The sequence below is a fragment of the Sphingopyxis sp. GW821-FHT10B01 genome, assembly GCF_059415685.1.
Map to the genome: position 1 here is coordinate 79,431 of NZ_JBWKNS010000002.1, position 17,543 is coordinate 96,973.

General features: G+C 64.4%; 19 protein-coding genes. 9 read left to right on the forward strand and 10 right to left on the reverse strand.

Going from position 1 to position 17,543, the window contains the following annotated elements; genetic code table 11:
- Positions 1-135 precede the first annotated feature (135 nt).
- On the reverse strand, positions 136-1,551 hold the full coding sequence (gene ahcY, locus AC07NV_RS04740; protein ID WP_495165200.1) for an adenosylhomocysteinase: 1,416 nt from the start codon (positions 1,549-1,551) through the stop codon (positions 136-138).
- A 400-nt stretch (positions 1,552-1,951) separates the two neighbouring features.
- Between ahcY and AC07NV_RS04745 the strand changes: the two genes are divergently transcribed.
- A complete protein-coding gene (locus AC07NV_RS04745) occupies positions 1,952-2,353 on the forward strand; it encodes a hypothetical protein (RefSeq protein ID WP_495165201.1) in 402 nt (133 codons plus the stop codon).
- A gap of 4 nt (positions 2,354-2,357) precedes the next feature.
- On the opposite strand, the gene AC07NV_RS04750 is transcribed toward AC07NV_RS04745, so the two are convergent.
- Positions 2,358-2,921, reverse strand: coding sequence for a YqgE/AlgH family protein (locus AC07NV_RS04750; protein WP_495165202.1), 564 nt, complete (start codon positions 2,919-2,921; stop codon positions 2,358-2,360).
- Between the two features lie 130 nt (positions 2,922-3,051).
- On the opposite strand from AC07NV_RS04750, the gene AC07NV_RS04755 reads away from it, so the two are divergent.
- Complete coding sequence (locus tag AC07NV_RS04755; RefSeq protein WP_495165203.1) at positions 3,052-3,534, forward strand: peroxiredoxin; 483 nt, start codon at positions 3,052-3,054, stop codon at positions 3,532-3,534.
- 185 nt (positions 3,535-3,719) lie between these two features.
- Positions 3,720-5,201, forward strand: a complete 1,482-nt coding sequence (locus AC07NV_RS04760) for an AMP nucleosidase (RefSeq protein WP_495165204.1) — start codon at positions 3,720-3,722, stop codon at positions 5,199-5,201.
- A gap of 116 nt (positions 5,202-5,317) precedes the next feature.
- Here AC07NV_RS04760 and AC07NV_RS04765 read toward each other — a convergent pair whose 3' ends face one another.
- Positions 5,318-6,124: an SDR family NAD(P)-dependent oxidoreductase gene (locus tag AC07NV_RS04765; protein ID WP_495165205.1), complete on the reverse strand. Its 807-nt coding sequence runs from the start codon at positions 6,122-6,124 to the stop codon at positions 5,318-5,320.
- Positions 6,125-6,194: 70 nt separating this feature from the next.
- Here AC07NV_RS04765 and AC07NV_RS04770 point away from each other — a divergent pair, with 70 nt between their 5' ends.
- Positions 6,195-6,632 carry a winged helix-turn-helix transcriptional regulator gene (locus AC07NV_RS04770; RefSeq protein WP_495165206.1) on the forward strand — a complete coding sequence of 146 codons (438 nt, stop codon included), beginning with the start codon at positions 6,195-6,197 and terminating at the stop codon, positions 6,630-6,632.
- Between the two features lie 6 nt (positions 6,633-6,638).
- On the opposite strand, the gene AC07NV_RS04775 is transcribed toward AC07NV_RS04770, so the two are convergent.
- Entirely contained in the window at positions 6,639-7,121 is a 483-nt protein-coding gene (locus tag AC07NV_RS04775) for an SRPBCC family protein (protein WP_495165207.1), read from the reverse strand.
- A gap of 48 nt (positions 7,122-7,169) precedes the next feature.
- Here AC07NV_RS04775 and AC07NV_RS04780 point away from each other — a divergent pair, with 48 nt between their 5' ends.
- Positions 7,170-7,502 carry an ArsR/SmtB family transcription factor gene (locus AC07NV_RS04780; protein WP_495165208.1) on the forward strand — a complete coding sequence of 111 codons (333 nt, stop codon included), beginning with the start codon at positions 7,170-7,172 and terminating at the stop codon, positions 7,500-7,502.
- An 867-nt stretch (positions 7,503-8,369) separates the two neighbouring features.
- Positions 8,370-9,317 carry a hypothetical protein gene (locus AC07NV_RS04785; protein ID WP_495165209.1) on the forward strand — a complete coding sequence of 316 codons (948 nt, stop codon included), beginning with the start codon at positions 8,370-8,372 and terminating at the stop codon, positions 9,315-9,317.
- Positions 9,318-9,434: 117 nt separating this feature from the next.
- On the opposite strand, the gene AC07NV_RS04790 is transcribed toward AC07NV_RS04785, so the two are convergent.
- From AC07NV_RS04790 to AC07NV_RS04805, 4 genes are all read right to left on the reverse strand, one after another.
- Complete coding sequence (locus tag AC07NV_RS04790; protein ID WP_495165210.1) at positions 9,435-11,282, reverse strand: M2 family metallopeptidase; 1,848 nt, start codon at positions 11,280-11,282, stop codon at positions 9,435-9,437.
- Positions 11,283-11,357: 75 nt separating this feature from the next.
- Positions 11,358-12,110, reverse strand: a complete 753-nt coding sequence (locus tag AC07NV_RS04795) for an alpha/beta fold hydrolase (RefSeq protein ID WP_495165211.1) — start codon at positions 12,108-12,110, stop codon at positions 11,358-11,360.
- On the reverse strand, positions 12,107-12,568 hold the full coding sequence (locus tag AC07NV_RS04800; protein WP_495165212.1) for a GFA family protein: 462 nt from the start codon (positions 12,566-12,568) through the stop codon (positions 12,107-12,109). Before AC07NV_RS04800 ends, AC07NV_RS04795 begins: the two co-directional genes overlap by 4 nt.
- On the reverse strand, positions 12,565-13,212 hold the full coding sequence (locus AC07NV_RS04805; RefSeq protein WP_495165213.1) for a 2-hydroxychromene-2-carboxylate isomerase: 648 nt from the start codon (positions 13,210-13,212) through the stop codon (positions 12,565-12,567). The genes AC07NV_RS04800 and AC07NV_RS04805 overlap by 4 nt, the downstream gene beginning before the upstream one ends.
- Positions 13,213-13,338: 126 nt before the next feature.
- Here AC07NV_RS04805 and AC07NV_RS04810 point away from each other — a divergent pair, with 126 nt between their 5' ends.
- From AC07NV_RS04810 to AC07NV_RS04820, 3 genes are read left to right on the forward strand one after another with little or no spacing between them, the layout of a single operon-like run.
- Positions 13,339-13,785: a MarR family winged helix-turn-helix transcriptional regulator gene (locus tag AC07NV_RS04810; RefSeq protein ID WP_495165214.1), complete on the forward strand. Its 447-nt coding sequence runs from the start codon at positions 13,339-13,341 to the stop codon at positions 13,783-13,785.
- Positions 13,785-14,882 (forward strand): HlyD family secretion protein, encoded by a 1,098-nt coding sequence (locus AC07NV_RS04815; protein ID WP_495165215.1) that lies wholly within the window; start codon positions 13,785-13,787, stop codon positions 14,880-14,882. Before AC07NV_RS04810 ends, AC07NV_RS04815 begins: the two co-directional genes overlap by 1 nt.
- 6 nt (positions 14,883-14,888) lie before the next feature.
- Positions 14,889-16,478 (forward strand): MDR family MFS transporter, encoded by a 1,590-nt coding sequence (locus AC07NV_RS04820; protein ID WP_495165216.1) that lies wholly within the window; start codon positions 14,889-14,891, stop codon positions 16,476-16,478.
- A 4-nt stretch (positions 16,479-16,482) separates the two neighbouring features.
- Here AC07NV_RS04820 and AC07NV_RS04825 read toward each other — a convergent pair whose 3' ends face one another.
- Positions 16,483-16,938 (reverse strand): GFA family protein, encoded by a 456-nt coding sequence (locus AC07NV_RS04825; RefSeq protein WP_495165217.1) that lies wholly within the window; start codon positions 16,936-16,938, stop codon positions 16,483-16,485.
- Positions 16,938-17,543: a hypothetical protein gene (locus tag AC07NV_RS04830; RefSeq protein WP_495165218.1), complete on the reverse strand. Its 606-nt coding sequence runs from the start codon at positions 17,541-17,543 to the stop codon at positions 16,938-16,940. The genes AC07NV_RS04825 and AC07NV_RS04830 overlap by 1 nt, the downstream gene beginning before the upstream one ends.

Below are 17,543 nucleotides of genomic sequence, written 5' to 3' on the forward strand. Positions count from 1 at the left end.
CCCTGTTCGCGAGCCCCCCGGCCACGCTAAATCAGGGTCAAATCCCGGAACAAGTCAACGCGATAACGCAAATGGGCCCCATCGCCCCCGATTTTCAGGAGAAGATGTGGCCCAAACGCAACATAGTGTAAATTATCAGTAACGATAATGATCAGGCTTGAACGGCCCGTCGACCGGTACACCGATATAGTCGGCCTGCTTCTGGCTCAGCTGGCTGAGCTTCACGCCCAGCTTTTCAAGATGCAGTGCAGCAACCTTTTCGTCGAGATGCTTGGGCAGGACATAGACGTCGTTCTTGTATTGCTCGCTGCGCGTCCACAGCTCGATCTGCGCCAGCGTCTGGTTGGTGAAGCTCGCCGACATCACGAAGCTCGGGTGGCCGGTGGCATTGCCGAGGTTCACAAGGCGGCCCTTCGACAGGATGATGATCTGCTTGCCGTCGGGGAACTCGACCAGGTCGACCTGCGGCTTCACTTCGGTCCACTTATAGTTCGCCAGCGCCGCGATCTGGATCTCGCTGTCGAAGTGGCCGATGTTGCAGACGATCGCCATATTCTTCATGCCCGCCATATGTTCGGCGGTGATCACGTCGGCGTTGCCGGTCGCGGTGACGAAGATGTCCGAACGCTTGACGGCTTCGTCCATCGTCACGACCTCGAAGCCTTCCATCGCCGCCTGCAGCGCGCAGATCGGATCGATTTCGGTCACCAGCACGCGTGCGCCGCCGTTGCGGAGGCTCTGCGCCGAACCCTTGCCGACGTCGCCGAAGCCGGCAACGGTCGCGACCTTGCCCGCAAGCATCACGTCGGTGCCGCGGCGGATCGCGTCGACCAGCGACTCCTTACAGCCATAGAGGTTGTCGAACTTCGACTTGGTGACGCTGTCGTTGACGTTGATCGCGGGGAAGGGCAGCTCGCCCTTCTTGGCGATGTGGTACAGCCGGTGGACGCCGGTCGTCGTTTCTTCCGACACGCCCTTGATCGCCTTGACCGTCTTGGTCAGGTAACCCGGGTTCGCCGCGACGAACGCCTTCAGCGCGCGCTGCATTTCGATCTCTTCTTCATTCTCGGGCGCGGGCATCGTCTGCCCGGCCTCGAGCTTCGCGCCCCACAGCGCGAACATCGTGGCGTCGCCGCCATCGTCGAGGATCAGGTTGCACGTCGTGCCATCTTCGACACCCCAGTCGAAGATGCGGCCGACATAATCCCAATAATCGGCGAGGCTTTCGCCCTTCACCGCGAACACCGGCACGCCCGTCGCGGCGATCGCGGCGGCGGCATGGTCCTGCGTCGAGAAGATGTTGCACGTCGCCCAGCGAACGTCGGCGCCGAGCGCGGTCAGCGTTTCGATCAACACCGCGGTCTGGATCGTCATGTGCAGCGACCCGACGATGCGCGCGCCCTTCAGCGGCTGCGCTGCGCCGAATTCGCTGCGCAGCGCCATCAGGCCCGGCATTTCGGTCTCAGCGATGTTGATTTCCTTGCGACCGAAGTCGGCAAGGCCGATGTCGGCGATCACATAGTCACGGGTGTCGGCGGCGAGAGTGGCCACGATAGTCTCCTGTAGGCGAGTTCGACCGCAGGCGAGCGGCCCCGAAAAGTCTGGTAATTATGTTGCGCCCCTAGCTGAAAGGGCGCTCCCGATCAAATATAAACTTTTCTTTATATCACGAATCCGGCACCGCCCGACGATGGCCACAGGCCATGCGAATCGGCGCGCGAAATGCACGTCGGCTGCGAAAAAAATTTCGCCGGGCACAAATATGACAGATGCGAGCGCGCTTTGTGACAAAGCGGCCGCAAAGCCCAAGATTCTGAAAATCCTGACTTATAATGCGCCTTGCGTTGAGCATAATCCCTATTTGTGACATCTATATTACAAACCCCCGAAAACATTGACTTTTTGCACCATGCGCGAGAAAATCGGTGAAAGTTTTCGGGGAGATAGAGAGATGAAAATAATATTGCTGCCGCTGGTCGCACTGGCCTTTGCAAGCCCGGCCGCCGCACAATCGATTGTCGTTGTGACCGCACCGCAGGCCGATTCGGAAAACATCCTGCCGGTTGCCTATGCAGAGCTGAAGGCCGGTGAGAACCGCGCCGCGGTCGAAAAACTGACCGGCGAAACCACCCTCGATGCACGCGATCCGGCGCGACTGATCAACCTCGGCACCGCTTATGCCCGCCTCGGCCGCACCGCCGAAGCCGCTGCGGCCTACGATAACGCGATCGGCAGCCCGATCCGCTACGATCTCGAACTCGCCGACGGCCGTTATGTCGATTCGCGCTGGGCCGCACGGACCGCGCTCGCCAATCTCGGCGCTGGCCGGCCGGTGCTCGCGCTCGCGCGCTGACGGGTCAGGCTTCGCCGCCCTTGGTTGTCAGCAAGCGGGCGTCCACTCCCGCTTCGGCAAACGCCGCCTGCCACCGTTCGGCGGGCGGCGTTTCGAACAACAGACCGTCGCTTCCGGGCGTGACGTGCCAGCCATGGCGGACCATCTCGTCTTCGAGCTGGCCCGACGACCAGCCGGCATAGCCAAGCGCCACCAGCCAGCGCGAAGGACCGCGCCCTTCGCCGATCGCGCGCAATATGTCGTGCGAACTCGATACCATCCAGCGATCGCCGACCTGGACCGCCTCCTGACCGCCCCAATCGAGGCTGTGGATGACGAACCCCCGCGAAGGTTCGACCGGACCGCCCAGAAACACGGGCTGATCGAGCGGCACATCATGCGCAATTTCAAGCTGATCGAGCACGGCGCCGACGGTCATGCCGTCGATCGGATCGTCGATGCCGATCCCCATCGCCCCCTCTTCGTCATGGCTGATCATTGCGATCACCGCATGTTCGAAGCGGGGGTCGCCGATTCCGGGCAGTGCAAGCAGCAGCTGGCCGGTGAACCAGGTAGGGTCTGTGTCCATCGCACCATCATGCCGCGCGGCGCCGTTGTGGTCCAGCTTTTCGATGAAACGCTCCGCCGCGCTTGACTCGGCGGGTCGGCAACCCGATGTCACCGCGACCCAAATCCCCTCAAGTGAAAGGATGCCGACCATGACGATCCAGACCGGAGACAAGCTGCCCGACGCGACCTTCGTAAAGGTCAGCGAAAGCGGCCCCGAACAGGTGAGCACCGCCGATTATTTCAAGGGCCGCCGCGTCGCGCTCTTCTCGGTTCCCGGCGCCTTCACCCCGACCTGCTCGGCCAAGCATCTGCCGGGCTATGTCGACAAGGCTGGCGAACTGAAGGCCAAGGGCGTCGACGAGATCGTCTGCACCGCGGTCAACGACGCCTTCGTCATGGGCGCTTGGGGCAAGAGCGCCGGTGCGAACGAAAGCGTCACGATGCTCGCCGACGGCAATGGCGATTTCGCCGAGGCGGTCGGCCTGACGATGGACGGCAAGGCATTCGGCATGGGCAAGCGCGGCCAGCGTTTCTCGATGATCGTCAACGACGGCGTCGTCGAACAGCTCAACGTCGAAGCGCCCGGCGAATTCAAGGTGTCGAGCGCCGACCATATGCTCGAGCAGCTCTAAGAGCCGGAAGGGGCGGTGCAATAGTGCGCTGCCCCTCCACTCTTCGTCACCCCGGACTTGATCCGGGGTCCATTCGCGCCGGCGTCGAGCCGGTGGATCCCGGATCAAGTCCGGGATGACGGGCAGGAGAAGCCGGGCAACCCTCCCCCTTCCCTTTTGTCATAATTTCATGCAACAGCGACGCGATGACATCCAACGCATCGCAAGACACCACCGACCCCACCGCGCTCGTCGACGAGATCATCGCCGAACTTCAAGCCCGGTTCCGCACGTCGGTCACCAATCTCAAATCCGCCATCGCCGCCTATGTCCACGACCGCACGCTGCCGCCGGCCGACGCCGCGGCGACGGGCCTCTTCGACTATCCGGCAATCCGCCTCGTCACCACCGGTGAACAACGCGAAGGGCAGAAGGGCCATAATCTTGCCTTCGGCCGTTTCGAGCGCGCGGGCGAATTTGTCACCACGGTGACGCGGCCCGACCTGTTCGCCGATTATCTGCGCGACCAGCTGACCCTGCTCGCCCGCCATTACGACCTCGAACTGTCGGTCACACGCACCGGGCAGCAGATCCCCTTCCCCTACGTGCTCGACGCCAGCGACGGCTCGGACATGGGCGGGGTCACCCCGCTCGAACTCGCGCGCCATTTCCCGACCACCGAACTCGCCGACATCGGCGACGAACTCGCCGACGGCCTGTTCGGCGCCGACCCGACCGCATCGCAGCCGCTCGCGCTGTTCGACGCGCTGCGCACCGACTTCAGCCTCGCGCGCCTCCGCCACTATACCGGCACCGCGCCCGAGCATTTCCAGCGCTATATCCTGTTCACCAACTATCACCGCTATGTCGACGAATTCGTCGCCTGGGCGGGCGCGCAGGTCGGCCAGGGCCGCTACACCGCGCTCGCGGGCGCCGCGGGGCTCTATGTCGACGAACCGGGCGTCAACGCCAGCGCGCTTGTCGCCGACAGCGCATGGCGGCGGCACCAGATGCCCGCCTATCACCTGATCGCGCCCGACGGCGGCGGCATCACGCTCGTGAACATCGGCGTCGGTCCGTCGAACGCGAAGACGATCTGCGACCATCTTGCGGTGCTGCGGCCCGAGGCGTGGCTGATGATCGGCCATTGCGGCGGCCTCCGCCCCAGCCAGCGCATCGGCGACTATGTGCTCGCCCACGCCTATCTCCGCGACGATCATATCCTCGACGCCGTGCTCCCGGTCGCCATCCCGATCCCGCCGATCGCCGAAGTGCAGGTCGCGCTCGCAACCGCCGCCGAAGCCGTGTCGGGCGCGACCGGCGCCGACCTCAAGAAGCGTATGCGCACCGGCACCGTCGTCACCACCGACGACCGCAACTGGGAATTGCGCTACACCGACTCGGCGCTGCGCTTCTCGCAGTCGCGTGCGATCGGCATCGACATGGAAAGCGCCACCATCGCGGCACAGGGCTACCGCTTCCGCGTTCCTTACGGCACCCTGCTCTGCGTCAGCGACAAGCCGCTTCACGGCGAACTCAAGCTGCCGGGACAAGCGAACCGCTTCTACGAAGAAGCGATCGCCGCGCATCTCCAGATCGGCATCCGCGCCTGCGAAACGATGCGCGACGAAGGGGCAAAGCTCCACAGCCGCAAACTCCGCGCCTTCAACGAGCCGCCGTTCCGCTGACGGCCGAAAGCGGACCTTCCTTCTCCCCTCCCTGGAAGGGAGGGGAATGGCCGGAAGCCACTCCAAAGCCGAAATCCGAATGCAGGTCCCCGCCTTCACGGGGACCCAACGGGATTTCAAACCGCTTCGCTCACTCGATAGCGATCCGCCACGTCGCGCCGTGACAATCCCGGACCCATCGCGAGCCGGGCCGCGTGATACGCATCCCACTGGCCTTCGTCGGCGAGCGGCGGGATCGTGACGTCCTCGCCGCGGCCCAGCCCGAGCAATGCCGCGTCGACAAGGTCGCCGGCATCCATCACCATTTCGGCCGGAAAGGCGTCGACGTCCTTGCCCGAACGTTCCCAGATTTCGGTGCGCGTCGCACCCGGCAGCACGGCCTGCACCACCACACCCTGCTCGCGAAGGCTGTTGGCAAGCGCAAGGCTGAGGTTCAGCAGGAATGCCTTCGACCCGCTATAAACGCCTTCGTACAGTTCCGGCGCGAGCGCGAGGACCGAGGCAATGTTGACGATCGCGCCCTTGCCGCGCGCGCCGAACGCCTTGCCCGCCGCGATCGCGAGCCGCGCCGCGGCGGTGATGTTGAGCGCGATGATCGTCTGCACCTCGGCGGCGCTGTTTTCGAGCGTGCCGCCGTTCAGCGACATGCCGGCATTGTTCACAAACAGCGCGATGGTCGCGTCGTCGATCAGCCGCTGCTCGATGCGCGTCACATCGTCGCCATTGGTCAGGTCGGCGACGATCACATCGACCGCGACGCCGGTGTCGGCGCGCAACCTGGCGGCGAGTTCTTCCATCTGCGCACCGTTGCGGGCAACGAGGATCAGGTCGTGCCCGCGCCGCGCGAGGCGGTCGGCATAAACGGCGCCAAGGCCGGTCGAAGCACCGGTAATCAAAGCCGTTCCAAGGTCTGACGTGGACATATCTGGACTCCTGCAAAGACCCGGGAGCGGGTCACTTGCAAAATGATAGTGACTCGCCTACATGCATTCAATGGATGGCGAAAAAGAAATTTCGGGCACCTGCCCCGTCGACCGCGGCCTGATGCGCGTGGGCGACCGCTGGAGCATGCTCGTGCTGCGCGACGTCGAGCGCGGCCTCACGCGCTACGAACAACTCCGCACCAGCCTGGGCATCGCGCCGAACATCCTGTCGCGGCGGCTTGCCGCACTCACCGAGGCGGGCTTGCTGGAGAAGCGGCGCTACAGCCAGCGTCCACCGCGCGACGAATATCTGCTGACCGATGCAGGGCGCGACTTCCTGCCGATCCTGCTGGCGATTGGCGCCTGGGGGAGGAAATATAATGGCGCGGGCGCGCTCAGCCGGCATCTGGATGTCGAAACCGGCGAAGCGATCAGCCCGGTGGTGGTCGACGCCAACACCGGCGCGCCGATCGGCACCCGCGCGTTGCGCCTCGAAGTCCCCGAATAGCGGACGTTACTTGTACATGCCCGCGCGCAGATTGATGCCATGCTCGATCCATGCCTTGAGCGCGCAGAGCATCTGCGACCAGCCCTGACAATTGCCATAGGACGCCGCGAGCGCGCCCTGATTTTCCCGCCAGCCTTCCTCGGCGATCTCGACGAGCGTGCGGCCGTCGTCGAGTCCCTTGAAGCTCATCGTCACCCGCGTGCGATAGTCGCTGTCCTTCATCTCGCCGCCCTCGACATTCGGCGCCTCGCCTTCATTCGCCTGCCACTCGAGGACGATCTTCTCGTCTTCGACAACCTCGATCACATAGACCGGAAAGGCCCCGGGGAAGTCGAGGAAGTCCCATGTCACCGTCGCACCGGTCGCAAGCCGCCCCTCGGCGCCGCCCGTGGTGAAATATTCGGACAACGTCTTCGGATCGGCAACCGCCTCGAACACGTCGTGAACCGGCTTCGCAATCCGCGCCGCGACCCTGAATTTCAATTCCATGACCATTCTCCGCTTGATTCGCCCTTCATTATGTTATAAATTTATAACATGTCAATCCACGATCAATATGACGCGGTTTTCAAGGCGCTTGCGTCGCCGGTCCGGCGGCAGATTCTCGACGATCTCAAGGATCAACCGCTGACCACAGGAACCCTGTGCACGCATTTCCCCGACCTCGATCGCTGCACGGTGATGCAGCATCTGAAGGTTTTGGAGGATGCCGATTTGCTGATCGCCGAACGCCGCGGGCGCGAACGCTGGAACCATCTCAACGCGATGCCGATCCAGGACATCCACGACCGCTGGATCGGTCCCCACGCGGCTGCAGCCACCGCGCGGCTGGCGCGGTTCAAGCAGGCGGTCGAAACGCATTCCGACTGATCGAACGGCATCGGGTCGGGACGACGATAGCATCTGCTTTGGGATGGGAAGCGGGCGTTGCTCTCCCCTCCCGCAAGCGGGAGGGGCAGCGAGGCTTGCCAGCTTGCTGGCTAGCCGCAGCGGGGTGGGCACGAACGCAACGTCGCTGCCCACCCCCGACCCCTCCCGCTTGCGGGAGGGGAGAAGATGTCAGCAACTGGTCGTCAGCCGCCATATTGTTCCCCGGCGAAGGCCTGGGCCCAGAGCGTTGGAGAGCAGACGTCTGCTGGTTGCGCCCTGGACCCCGGCCTTCGCCGGGGAACAGCAACTCTTGGTCCCATTCAGACCTTCGTCGTCCCGGGCTTGACCCGGGATCCATAGCTGCGCCGTCGTCATGGACCCCCGATCAAGTCCGGGGTGACGATGGTCGATAGGTAGCGGCTGGACGCTTTCGAAAACGTCCCGCGTCCGTTCGTGTCGAGCGAAGTCGAGACACCCTTCGTCCTTGTGCCGTGCCGATGGGCATCTCGACTTCGCTCGATGCGAACGGGCAAAGAGGTCGCCTTTCGGTCGATTGCGGTCATTCGGACGCGATCGGAGCCAATGACGGCTATGGGGTGGTGAACTGCCATTGCCTTTCGTCATCCCGGGCTTGACCCGGGACCCGCCTTCCTTGCCGTCCGAAAGGCAAAGGCAGGCCCCGGGTCAAGCCCGGGGTGACGGTACCTATGTCCGCAACCGGTCGTTGGCCGCCATTCCCGACGCCCGGGTCGAGTGCGCATCCGGCGAGATGACGAAATAGGATCGGTGTCGCGGCAAAAACCCTTTCCTACATTTCACCGATATGGTTCGCTTGCTTGGTTTCCCTTAACCTGAGGACGAATCGACATGGAAGACACTACCGCCAACCCGACCGACATCCCCGCCCCCGCCAGCTACCACTGGACCCCGGCGCTCCAGCGCGATTTTCTCGACCATTTATCGGTCACCGGCTCGGTACGCATCGCCGCGTTGCGCGTGTCGATGTCGCCAGGCGCCGCCTATCAGCTGCGCCGCCGGCCCGAGGGCGCCGCCTTTTCGCTTGGCTGGGCCGCGGCGCTGCTCATCGCGCGCGACCGGCTCGTCGACGAACTGCTCGACCGCGCGCTCTACGGGGTCGAGGAAAGCACCGAGCGCCTCGCCGAGGCCGAAACGCAGCGCAGCTTCACCAAGCGCCGCCGCCAGATCCCCAGCCTCGGCCTTGCGATGCTCGCGCGGCTCGACCGCGCCGTCGACATCCGCGCCCGCGCCGGCGAAGCGATGCTCGCACAGATCATCGCGGGCGACTGGGCGGGCTTCCTGTCGCTCTTCGCTGTCGAGGACGCCGATACCGGTGCGGGCGGCCATAATGCCGCGCTCGCCTGCTGGCTCGCCGGCCGCGACTACCGCGCTAACCCGCTCGCCACGCTGTGGAAAGACACGCCGATCGCGCGTGAAGTTGCGCAGTTTTCCGCGGGTCTTGACGATGAGCCCGAAACCGAACCGACCCCCGAAGAGGCGGCCGCCGCGATGACGATCTGGCCCGACGAAGAAACCGGCGAATGGCGCACCAACTTCCCGCCGCCGGAGGATTATATCGGCATCGAGGAGGGCGTGTTCGGCGACGAAGACTATGAACGCACCCTCGATGCGACCGAAGAAGAAGCCTGGGAATCCGCCCGCACCGAAGCCTTCGTCCCGCTCCGCAGGGCCGGCGAGGCCGCACGCCGCGCCTTCTTCGGACTGCCCAGCCCGGCGAATGATCCGGAGCCTACAGCGAAAAATGGCACGGGGGCGGCCAAAACGGCGGGCAGTTAACCCTCGTTCGTCACCCCGGACTTGATCCGGGGTCCACCCCGGCAAAGGACGATTTGTGCGGAGGGCCCCGCCGCCCCGCGCGAAAATGGCGCAGGGCGACGATATTGCGTATATGGCTCACCAACCCTGCGGCTTGCCCTTATTCTGTTCGTCGAGCCATGTCTTCAGCGGCGCGAAATAGTCGGCCATCGCCTTGCCCGACATTTCGCGGCTGCCGGTAAAGGCTTCCAGCGCATCGGGCCACGGCTTCGACGCCCCCATTTCGAGCATCGCGTTCAGCTTCGCGCCGACCGCCTTGTTGCCATAGAAGGAGCAGCGATGGAGCGGCCCTTTCCAGCCCGCCTGCTTGCAGGCAGCCTCATAGAATTGGAACTGCAGGATGCGTGCGAGGAAATAGCGGGTGTAGGGGGTGTTGCCGGGGATGTGGAACTTCGCGCCTGCATCGAAGGCATTGGCGGGACGCGCAGCCGGCGGGACGATGCCCTGATATTGGGTGCGCAGCTGCGTCCATGCCGTATTGTAATCGGCGGGCTTGATCGTGCCGTCGAAGACGCCCCAGCGCCAGCGGTCGACGAGCAGGCCGAACGGCAGGAACGCGACCTTGTCCATCGCCTGCCGCAGCAGCAGGCCGGTATCCTTGTCGGCGCTCGGCACCTTCGCCTTGTCGAGCAGGCCGATGTCGACCAGATATTGCGGGGTGATCGACAGCGCGACGAAATCGCCGATCGCCTCGTGGAAGCCGTCGTTGGCGCCGTTGAGGTAGAGATAGGGCTGCTTGTTATAGGCGCGCTGGTAGTAATTATGCCCCAGCTCGTGATGGATGGTGGTGAAGTCGTCGGCGTTCACCTTGATGCACATCTTGATCCGGATATCGTCCTTGTTGTCGATATCCCACGCCGATGCGTGACAGATGACCTCGCGGTCGGCGGGCTTCAGAAACTGGCTCCGCTTCCAGAAGGTTTCGGGCAGCGGCGCCATACCGAGCGAGGAGTAAAAATTCTCGCCCGCCTTGACCATGTCGAGCGGGGTCTTGCCTTGCGCGGTCAACAGGTCGCCGACATCATAACCCAGGTCGCCCGACCCCTTGGGTGCGACGAGCGGGTAGATATTGCCCCATTCCTGCGCCCACATATTGCCGAGCAGGTCGGCGCGGATCGGGCCGGTCTTCGGCTGCACCGCGTCGCCATATTTTTCGTTGAGCTTCCAGCGCGTGTAGGTGTGGAGCGCCATATAGAGCGGCTTCACTTCCTGCCACAAACGCTCGGTCGTCTTGGCGAACTCTTCGGGCGACATGTCGTACCCCGAACGCCACATCGCGCCGGTATCGGCGAAGCCCAGTTCCTTCGAACCTTCGTTGGCGATACCGACCATTTTCGCATAGTCGTCCTTCATCGGCGCGCCGACATTGTCGTGCCAGCTCGTCCACATTTCGGCGAATTGCGCGGGCGTATTCTTGAGGTCGCCCATCTCGGCCTCGATGTCGGAGCCCGAGATCTCCTTGCCGTTCAGCGTGCCGCGGCCCTTGCCATATTGCGACTGGAGGTTCGTTGCGATCGTATTGAGTTCGGTCGCGGCGCCGGGCTTCGTCGGCGCGGGAAGGACGAGGCCGGTGCGCAATATGTCGAGCTTGCGCTTGGTGTCGGCGCTCAGGCCGGGAACATCCTTATATTTCGCGGCTTCGAGCGCATATTTGACCGACTTTTCGGTCCCGACGGCGTTGATCCGCGACGCCATCGCATCGGTATCTTCGGTCAGATAGGTGCTGTTGACCCAGTTCACCTGGCTCGCCTCGACCGTATAGTCGAACAGGTCTTTCTCCGCGGCGGCGATAAACGCATCGGCGTCTGCGGCAGTGGGCTTTGCAGTGCTGGCGGTGGATGTTGCCGGCTTCTGCTCCGCGCCGACGGCGGGGCCGACCGCCGCAAGCGACAGGGCAAGCGACAGGCTCGAAATCATGGCTTTCATGGGGTGCGTCCTCTGGATTGTTACACGGCGCTCTCTGGCGCGATGGCAACAGCTAGGCGCTTGCCGCGAGTCCGGTCAAGCGGTGAGGAACGCCGCGATCGCGTCGCCGAGTTCGGGATAGGTGACGCTCGACATATGGGTGCCGGGGATCGTCGCGAGCCGCGCGTCAGCAAGCGCCGCGACCAGCTCGGGCGCCGAACCATTGTCCTGATCGTCGGCGCCGCACACGACGAGCACGGGCATGGTCAACGCAGTAAGCGCTTCGGGCGGCGTATCGGTAAAGCTGTCGAGCAGATGCCCTGCAGCAATGCGATCGACCTTCATCGTTTTCATGAACTGGATCGACAGCCAGGTCGCGTCGCCGCGCTTGGCCGTTTCATATTCGGCGATCACGCGCTTGAAGAATTGCCCGCGCCGCTGCCATCCGGCAAGCCCCGCAAGACCCATGCCGCCGAGGATCAACCGCTGCGGCTTCATGCCGGCAACGACCGCCCGCACGCTCGTACGGGCGCCAAGCGAAAAGCCGCCAAGGTCGAAATCGGTAAGGCCAAGATGAGCGACCAGATCCTCAAGGTCGTGCACCAGCACATCGGGCGGATAAAATTCCTCCTCGTGCGGCGCCTCGCTCGAACCGTGGACGCGCAGGTCGGGCATGATCACACGGTATCCCGCCGCCGCGATGCGCGCGGCGGTACCGAACTTGATCCAGTTGACCTCGCCGCTCGAAAACAGGCCGTGGAGGAGGAGCAACGGGCGCCCCTCGCCGAGTTCGCGCCACGCCAGCCGCACACCGTCGCGTGCCTCGAAAAATTGCGGTTCGATCGTCATGCGCTCGGCTGTCCTAGCAACTGCATCCATTCGTCCGGCGATTGGGGCTGGGTGTCGAGTGCGACGACCCCTTCGGGTATCGATATCCACGGCTGCTTCGAACGGACCCAGAAATGAGCAGCAGGCTCGATTTCGGGACTGTTGTCCAGCGTCCCCGCGCGCAGATTAACGATCCCCGGCCGCCGGTCGTTGGTGGTCCAGAGCCTGGTCAGACAAGCCGCGCAGGCAAAGATACCGGCAACCGCACCGCTCGGCTGCGCATGGCGGCCCTTGATCACTTCGCCCTCGACGAAAAGGTCTGCTTCGGCAACGCCAAGCTGGATACCGAAAGCGCTGCCCGTCCGGCGCTGACAGTCTTGGCAATGGCAGGCATAGGGACGCATGCGAAAGCCGGGGCGCACGGTATAGCGGACCATGCCACACAGGCAGCCCCCGCCGAGGCTATCGGGTTCGCTCATCGCGGTCGCAGCCCCTTCTGTTCCAAGCGCCACTTCGCCATTTCGATCCGGTCCTGCCCGAAAAAGGGTTCGCCGTCGAACACCAAAGTCGGCACCCCCCAATGGCCCGCGATCTCGAGCGCGACCTGGTTGGCGGCGATTTCATTGTCGAGCGTATCGGCCTCGCTCACCGCCTCGGCATCGAGTTCGGCAAGGTCGAGTCCCGCCCGGCGCGCGGCGCCCGCCAGATGATCGCCGAGATGCCAGTCGCGCGCGCCGCCCCAGATCAGCTGCGCCGCCTCATGCGCGAAGGCCAGGCTCTTGCCGCGGCGCGACGCCGCCTGCCCCAGCCGCGTCAGGCGATAGATATAGGGCTGTTCGGCTGCGATCGCGCGCGTCGTCATGTCCTGCACGATCGGGTCGGGGCGCGGCGGACCAAAGGGAATGCCGTGGAACTGCGCGACGCGGATCATGTCGCGCATCGTATAGCTCAGCCAATTGGGGTGGTTGCGTTCGAAGAAGTCGGGCTGGCGGATCGCGAGCGGATAAACGGGGCGAAGGTTGATCGTCACGTCATGGCTGGCAGCCAGCGCGCGGTAACGGCCGATAGCAAGGTAGCTGTACGGCGAACGAAAGGACCAGAAGAGGTCGGCGGTCAATGTCATGACGCCATCCTGCCGAAAAACGCGCCCGGCGCAAGCAGTGTAAAGAAATTTTACACCGGATTCGAGATTGTTGGCAAGGGTATCGGGCTGTTGAATATAGTAGCAGTTGCTATTATATCCTAGTCCATGAGCGAAACGATCGGATTTCTGCTGAACGACACGGCGCGGCTGTTCCGCCGTTCGTTCAACGCGCGCACGAAGGGCAGCGGCATCACCGCGCTGCAATGGCGGCTGATCACCTATCTGAAACGGCACGAGGGCATCCGACAGGGGCCGCTCGCCGAACTGATCGAGGTCGAACCGATCACCCTGTCGCGGATGGTCGACCGGCTGGTCGAGGCCGAACTGGTCGAGCGCCGCGCGGACCCTGGCGACCGCCGCGCCTGGCAGCTTTATCTGACTCCGCGCGCGGGCGAACTGCTCGGCGGCATGCGCGACACCGCCGACGCGCTGACCGCCGAGGCGACCGAAGGCCTGACCGCCGCCGAAGCCGAACAATTGATCGACCTCGTCGAACGCGTCCGCGCCAACCTGTCCCGCCGCATCTGCCAAAAAGAAAATGAGACCGCCTGATGGACCAGCTCTCCCCCTCCCGCCCGAAAGCCGAAGAGGCAACGCCGCCCGTAGCGGCACCAAAAGCCGATCCGCTGCCCGCCTCGCCGGCGACAGAGGCTAGCCCTAAGGCCAGCTGGCGCACGCGCCTGTTGATGTTCGGCCTGCCCGCGCTGCTCATCGCGGGCGGCGCCGTCTGGTGGCTGACCAGCGGCGGGTCGGTGTCGACCGACAATGCCTATGTCCAGATGGACAAGGTGTCGGTCGCCGCCGAAGTCGGCGGGCGCATCACCGAGGTCGCGGTGCGCGACGGACAGCAGGTTGCAGCAGGACAGTTGCTGTTCCGCATCGACGGCGAGCCCTATGCGCTGACCGTCGCGCAGGCGACGGCCGCGATCGACGCGGCGCAAGTCGAAGTCGGCAATCTGTCGGCCAGCGCCAATACGTCGAACGTCGACATCGCCGCCGCGCGCGAGGACGTCAAATTCGCCGAGGTCAATTTCGGCCGCCAGGCCGCGCTGATGGACAAGGGCTTCACGACCAAAGCCGCCTATGACGCATCGCGCCACGCGGTGGCCCAGGCACGCGAACGGGTCCGCCAGGCCGAAGCCGCCGCCGCCGAAGCGCGTACCAAGCTTGCGGCGGGTCCGTCGAGCGGCGTCAATCCGCAGGTCGAGGCGGCGCGCGTCCAGCGCTCGCAGGCGCAGGTGAACCTTGGCCGCGCCACCGTCCGCGCGCCGAGCGCCGGACGCGTCGCGCAGTCGGACCGGCTGCAGATCGGCCAGATGATGGTTCAAGGCCTGCCCGCGGTGACGCTGGTCGATACCGCGCATCCGTGGGTCGAAGCCAATTTCAAGGAAACCGACCTCGCCCATATGCGCGTTGGCCAGCGCGCCGAAATCAGCTTCGACGCTTATCCCGGGGTCAAGGTACGCGGCCATGTGCTGACGATCGGCGCGGGTACGGGCAGCGAATTTTCGGTGCTGCCGGCGCAAAACGCCACGGGCAACTGGGTCAAGGTGACGCAGCGCGTGCCGGTGCGCATCGCCTTCGACGAAAAGCCCGCGCGCGACATGATCGCGGGGCTCTCGGCCGACGTCCGGGTGTTTACGAAGTAATATCCCGTGGCGAGCAGCGCCCTTCCCCGCCGACCGTCCGCTACGGCGCTCCCCGACGACGACAGCATCCCGCTGCACGAACGGGTGCGCTATCGCGGGCTGCTGACTGTCGCGGTCATGGGCGCGTCGATCATGCAGATTCTCGACACGACGATCGCCAATGTCGCCATCCCGCATATGCAGTCGGCGCTTGGCGCGACGAGCGAAACGGTGACGTGGGTGTTGACGAGCTATATCCTCGCGTCCGCGGTCGCGATGCCGATCACCGGCTGGCTTGCCGATCGTATCGGGCGCCGCGAATTGTTCATGGCCGCGGTCATCGGTTTCATTGTCGCGTCGATGGCCTGCGGCGCCGCCCAAACGCTCGAACAGATGGTCGCATTCCGCTTCCTGCAAGGAATCAGCGCCGCCTTTATCGGCCCGCTGTCGCAATCGGTGATGCTCGACATCAACCCGCCCGAACGCCACGCGCGCGCGATGTCGATCTGGGGCATGGGGATCATGATCGGGCCGATTCTGGGACCGATATTGGGCGGCTGGCTGACCGAAAGCGTCAATTGGCGCTGGGTCTTTTACGTTAATCTCCCGGTCGGCCTCATCACGCTCGCGATGATGTGGGCGTTGCTGCCCGCAACCAGAAGGAGCAACCGCCGGTTCGATCTGTTCGGTTTCTCGATGCTGGCGCTCGGGCTCGCCGCGCTCCAGCTCATGCTCGACCGCGGCGCGCACCTCGACTGGTTCGACAGCCTCGAAATCTGGATCGAGCTGGGAGTCGCCCTCGCGTGCCTCTGGATGTTCATCATCCATATGTTCACCGCGCGCGCACCGCTGTTCAGCCGTGCGATGCTCGCCGACCGCAACCTCGTCACCGCGATGGGCTTCATGGTTGTGATCGGCGTCGTGATGTTCGCATCGATGGCATTGCTGCCTCCAATGCTCCAGAATCTGTTCGGCTGGCCGGTGATCGACACCGGCGTCGCGCTCGCGCTGCGCGGCGTCGGTATCCTCGCCAGCATGTGGATCGCGGGACAATTGCTCGGCAAGATCGACGCGCGCTGGATGGTCGGCACCGGGCTGCTCACCGCCGCTTACTCGCTCTGGCAGATGAGCCACTGGTCGCTGATGATGGGGATGCAGCCGGTGATCATCAGCGGGCTGGTGCAGGGGCTGGGCATGGGGCTGATCTTCATTCCGCTCAACACCATGGCGTTCGCGACGATCCAGCCACAATATCGCACCGATGGGTCGAGCCTGCTCAACCTGTTCCGCAGCATCGGTGCATCGGTCGGCATTTCGGTTGTGACGACGCTGCTTGGTTCGAACATCCAGACGAGCCACGCGGATCTGGCGGCGCATGTCACCAACAGCTCGGTCGCCCTGCTCGACCCGTCGACCGCCGACCGCTTCGGCATCGCGGGCGAAACGGCGATGGCGATGATCAATGCCGAGATCAACCGGCAGGCGGCGATGGTCGCCTATATCGACGATTTTTGGGCCATGATGTGGGTCACGCTGGCGTCGGTGCCGCTGGTGCTGCTGCTCCGCCCGCCGAAGCCGGGTGGGCCGAAAGCGTCGGCGGCGGATATGGGGCACTGACAATTCAGGCGCCGCGGCGCTCCATCACGAAACGCATGAACTCCATCGGATCGGGGCTTTCGTCGAAGGTCGGGACGCCTTCCGCGATGGTTATCCAGCCGCGCTTTCGCGTCACCCATATATGCGCGAAGGGTTCGAGCCCCGATGGGTCGTCGAGCGTGCCGGCGCGCACGATCGTCATCGCGGGATAGACGTCATTCGCATTGCACACCCGGCTGAAACAGTCGGGGCAATGCTGGTTGGTCGTCGTGCCGCCCGACGGACGCTGGGTCGAGAAGGTCACGCTTCGCCCGGTCAGCGTCAATGCGTCGGTCGAGACGATCAACTGATCGGCAAAGGCGCTCGCGGTCGATTTCTGGCAATCGAGGCAGTGGCAGCAATAGTTGAGCAGCGGCCCTTCCTGCTCGAAGCTGTAACGCAGTTGGCCGCAGCGGCAGCCTCCGGTGATTGTGGTCGACATCAGCGAAAGAAGCAGTTGGTGCCAGCGAACAGCGCGTCGATCTTGGCCGCGTCGCCGGGCGCGGCGAACATGCCGCCGATGACGGTGTCGCCGGTGCCGATGCTGAATTCCTCGCCCAGCGTGCTGTCCTCGAGGTCGACGATCGACACCGATTCCTTTGCCTTTGCGCGCGTCGTGCCGACGCCGATGCCGCTCATCGTCGAATAGGCGCCGGCGCCGGGTTCGTTGCCGAGGAACCAGCCGACGAACTTGCCGCCCTGGAAGTTCAGCGTCATCGCATCATAGCGGGTGAATTCCATGGCGCCGGCACCGCATTCCTCGTTGGTGCTGCGGTCATCCTCCTTGCCCGCGACATTCGCGAGCGCGGTTTCGGCCTGCGCGCGCGGCACACCGAAGGCGAGCAGGCTGGTCTTGCCACTGGTCTTGTCGACAAAGCGGAGCCCTTCGCCGTCAAGGCTGACCGCGGTGGTTGCGGCATTCGGCCCGTCGGCCTTCGCTTCGGGGACGGTCGGGACGACGGGATCAGCGTCGACGGGCGCCTTGTCGGCGGCGGGTTTGCACGCGGCGAGCAGGCCAATCATCGCGAAGGTCGTCCACTTGCGCAT

Excerpts from the sequence above, each read along its gene's own strand:
- AC07NV_RS04760 (WP_495165204.1), top strand. The coding sequence starts at position 3,720 with ATGACATCCAACGCATCGCAAGACACCACCGACCCCACCGCGCTCGTC.
- AC07NV_RS04775 (WP_495165207.1), bottom strand. The coding sequence starts at position 7,121 with ATGGAATTGAAATTCAGGGTCGCGGCGCGGATTGCGAAGCCGGTTCAC.
- AC07NV_RS04755 (WP_495165203.1), top strand. The coding sequence starts at position 3,052 with ATGACGATCCAGACCGGAGACAAGCTGCCCGACGCGACCTTCGTAAAG.
- AC07NV_RS04825 (WP_495165217.1), bottom strand. The coding sequence starts at position 16,938 with ATGTCGACCACAATCACCGGAGGCTGCCGCTGCGGCCAACTGCGTTAC.
- AC07NV_RS04765 (WP_495165205.1), bottom strand. The coding sequence starts at position 6,124 with ATGTCCACGTCAGACCTTGGAACGGCTTTGATTACCGGTGCTTCGACC.
- AC07NV_RS04830 (WP_495165218.1), bottom strand. The coding sequence starts at position 17,543 with ATGCGCAAGTGGACGACCTTCGCGATGATTGGCCTGCTCGCCGCGTGC.
- AC07NV_RS04795 (WP_495165211.1), bottom strand. The coding sequence starts at position 12,110 with ATGACGATCGAACCGCAATTTTTCGAGGCACGCGACGGTGTGCGGCTG.
- AC07NV_RS04750 (WP_495165202.1), bottom strand. The coding sequence starts at position 2,921 with ATGGACACAGACCCTACCTGGTTCACCGGCCAGCTGCTGCTTGCACTG.
- AC07NV_RS04790 (WP_495165210.1), bottom strand. The coding sequence starts at position 11,282 with ATGAAAGCCATGATTTCGAGCCTGTCGCTTGCCCTGTCGCTTGCGGCG.
- AC07NV_RS04810 (WP_495165214.1), top strand. The coding sequence starts at position 13,339 with ATGAGCGAAACGATCGGATTTCTGCTGAACGACACGGCGCGGCTGTTC.
- AC07NV_RS04805 (WP_495165213.1), bottom strand. The coding sequence starts at position 13,212 with ATGACATTGACCGCCGACCTCTTCTGGTCCTTTCGTTCGCCGTACAGC.
- AC07NV_RS04800 (WP_495165212.1), bottom strand. The coding sequence starts at position 12,568 with ATGAGCGAACCCGATAGCCTCGGCGGGGGCTGCCTGTGTGGCATGGTC.
- AC07NV_RS04780 (WP_495165208.1), top strand. The coding sequence starts at position 7,170 with ATGTCAATCCACGATCAATATGACGCGGTTTTCAAGGCGCTTGCGTCG.
- AC07NV_RS04745 (WP_495165201.1), top strand. The coding sequence starts at position 1,952 with ATGAAAATAATATTGCTGCCGCTGGTCGCACTGGCCTTTGCAAGCCCG.
- AC07NV_RS04815 (WP_495165215.1), top strand. The coding sequence starts at position 13,785 with ATGGACCAGCTCTCCCCCTCCCGCCCGAAAGCCGAAGAGGCAACGCCG.
- AC07NV_RS04770 (WP_495165206.1), top strand. The coding sequence starts at position 6,195 with ATGGATGGCGAAAAAGAAATTTCGGGCACCTGCCCCGTCGACCGCGGC.
- AC07NV_RS04785 (WP_495165209.1), top strand. The coding sequence starts at position 8,370 with ATGGAAGACACTACCGCCAACCCGACCGACATCCCCGCCCCCGCCAGC.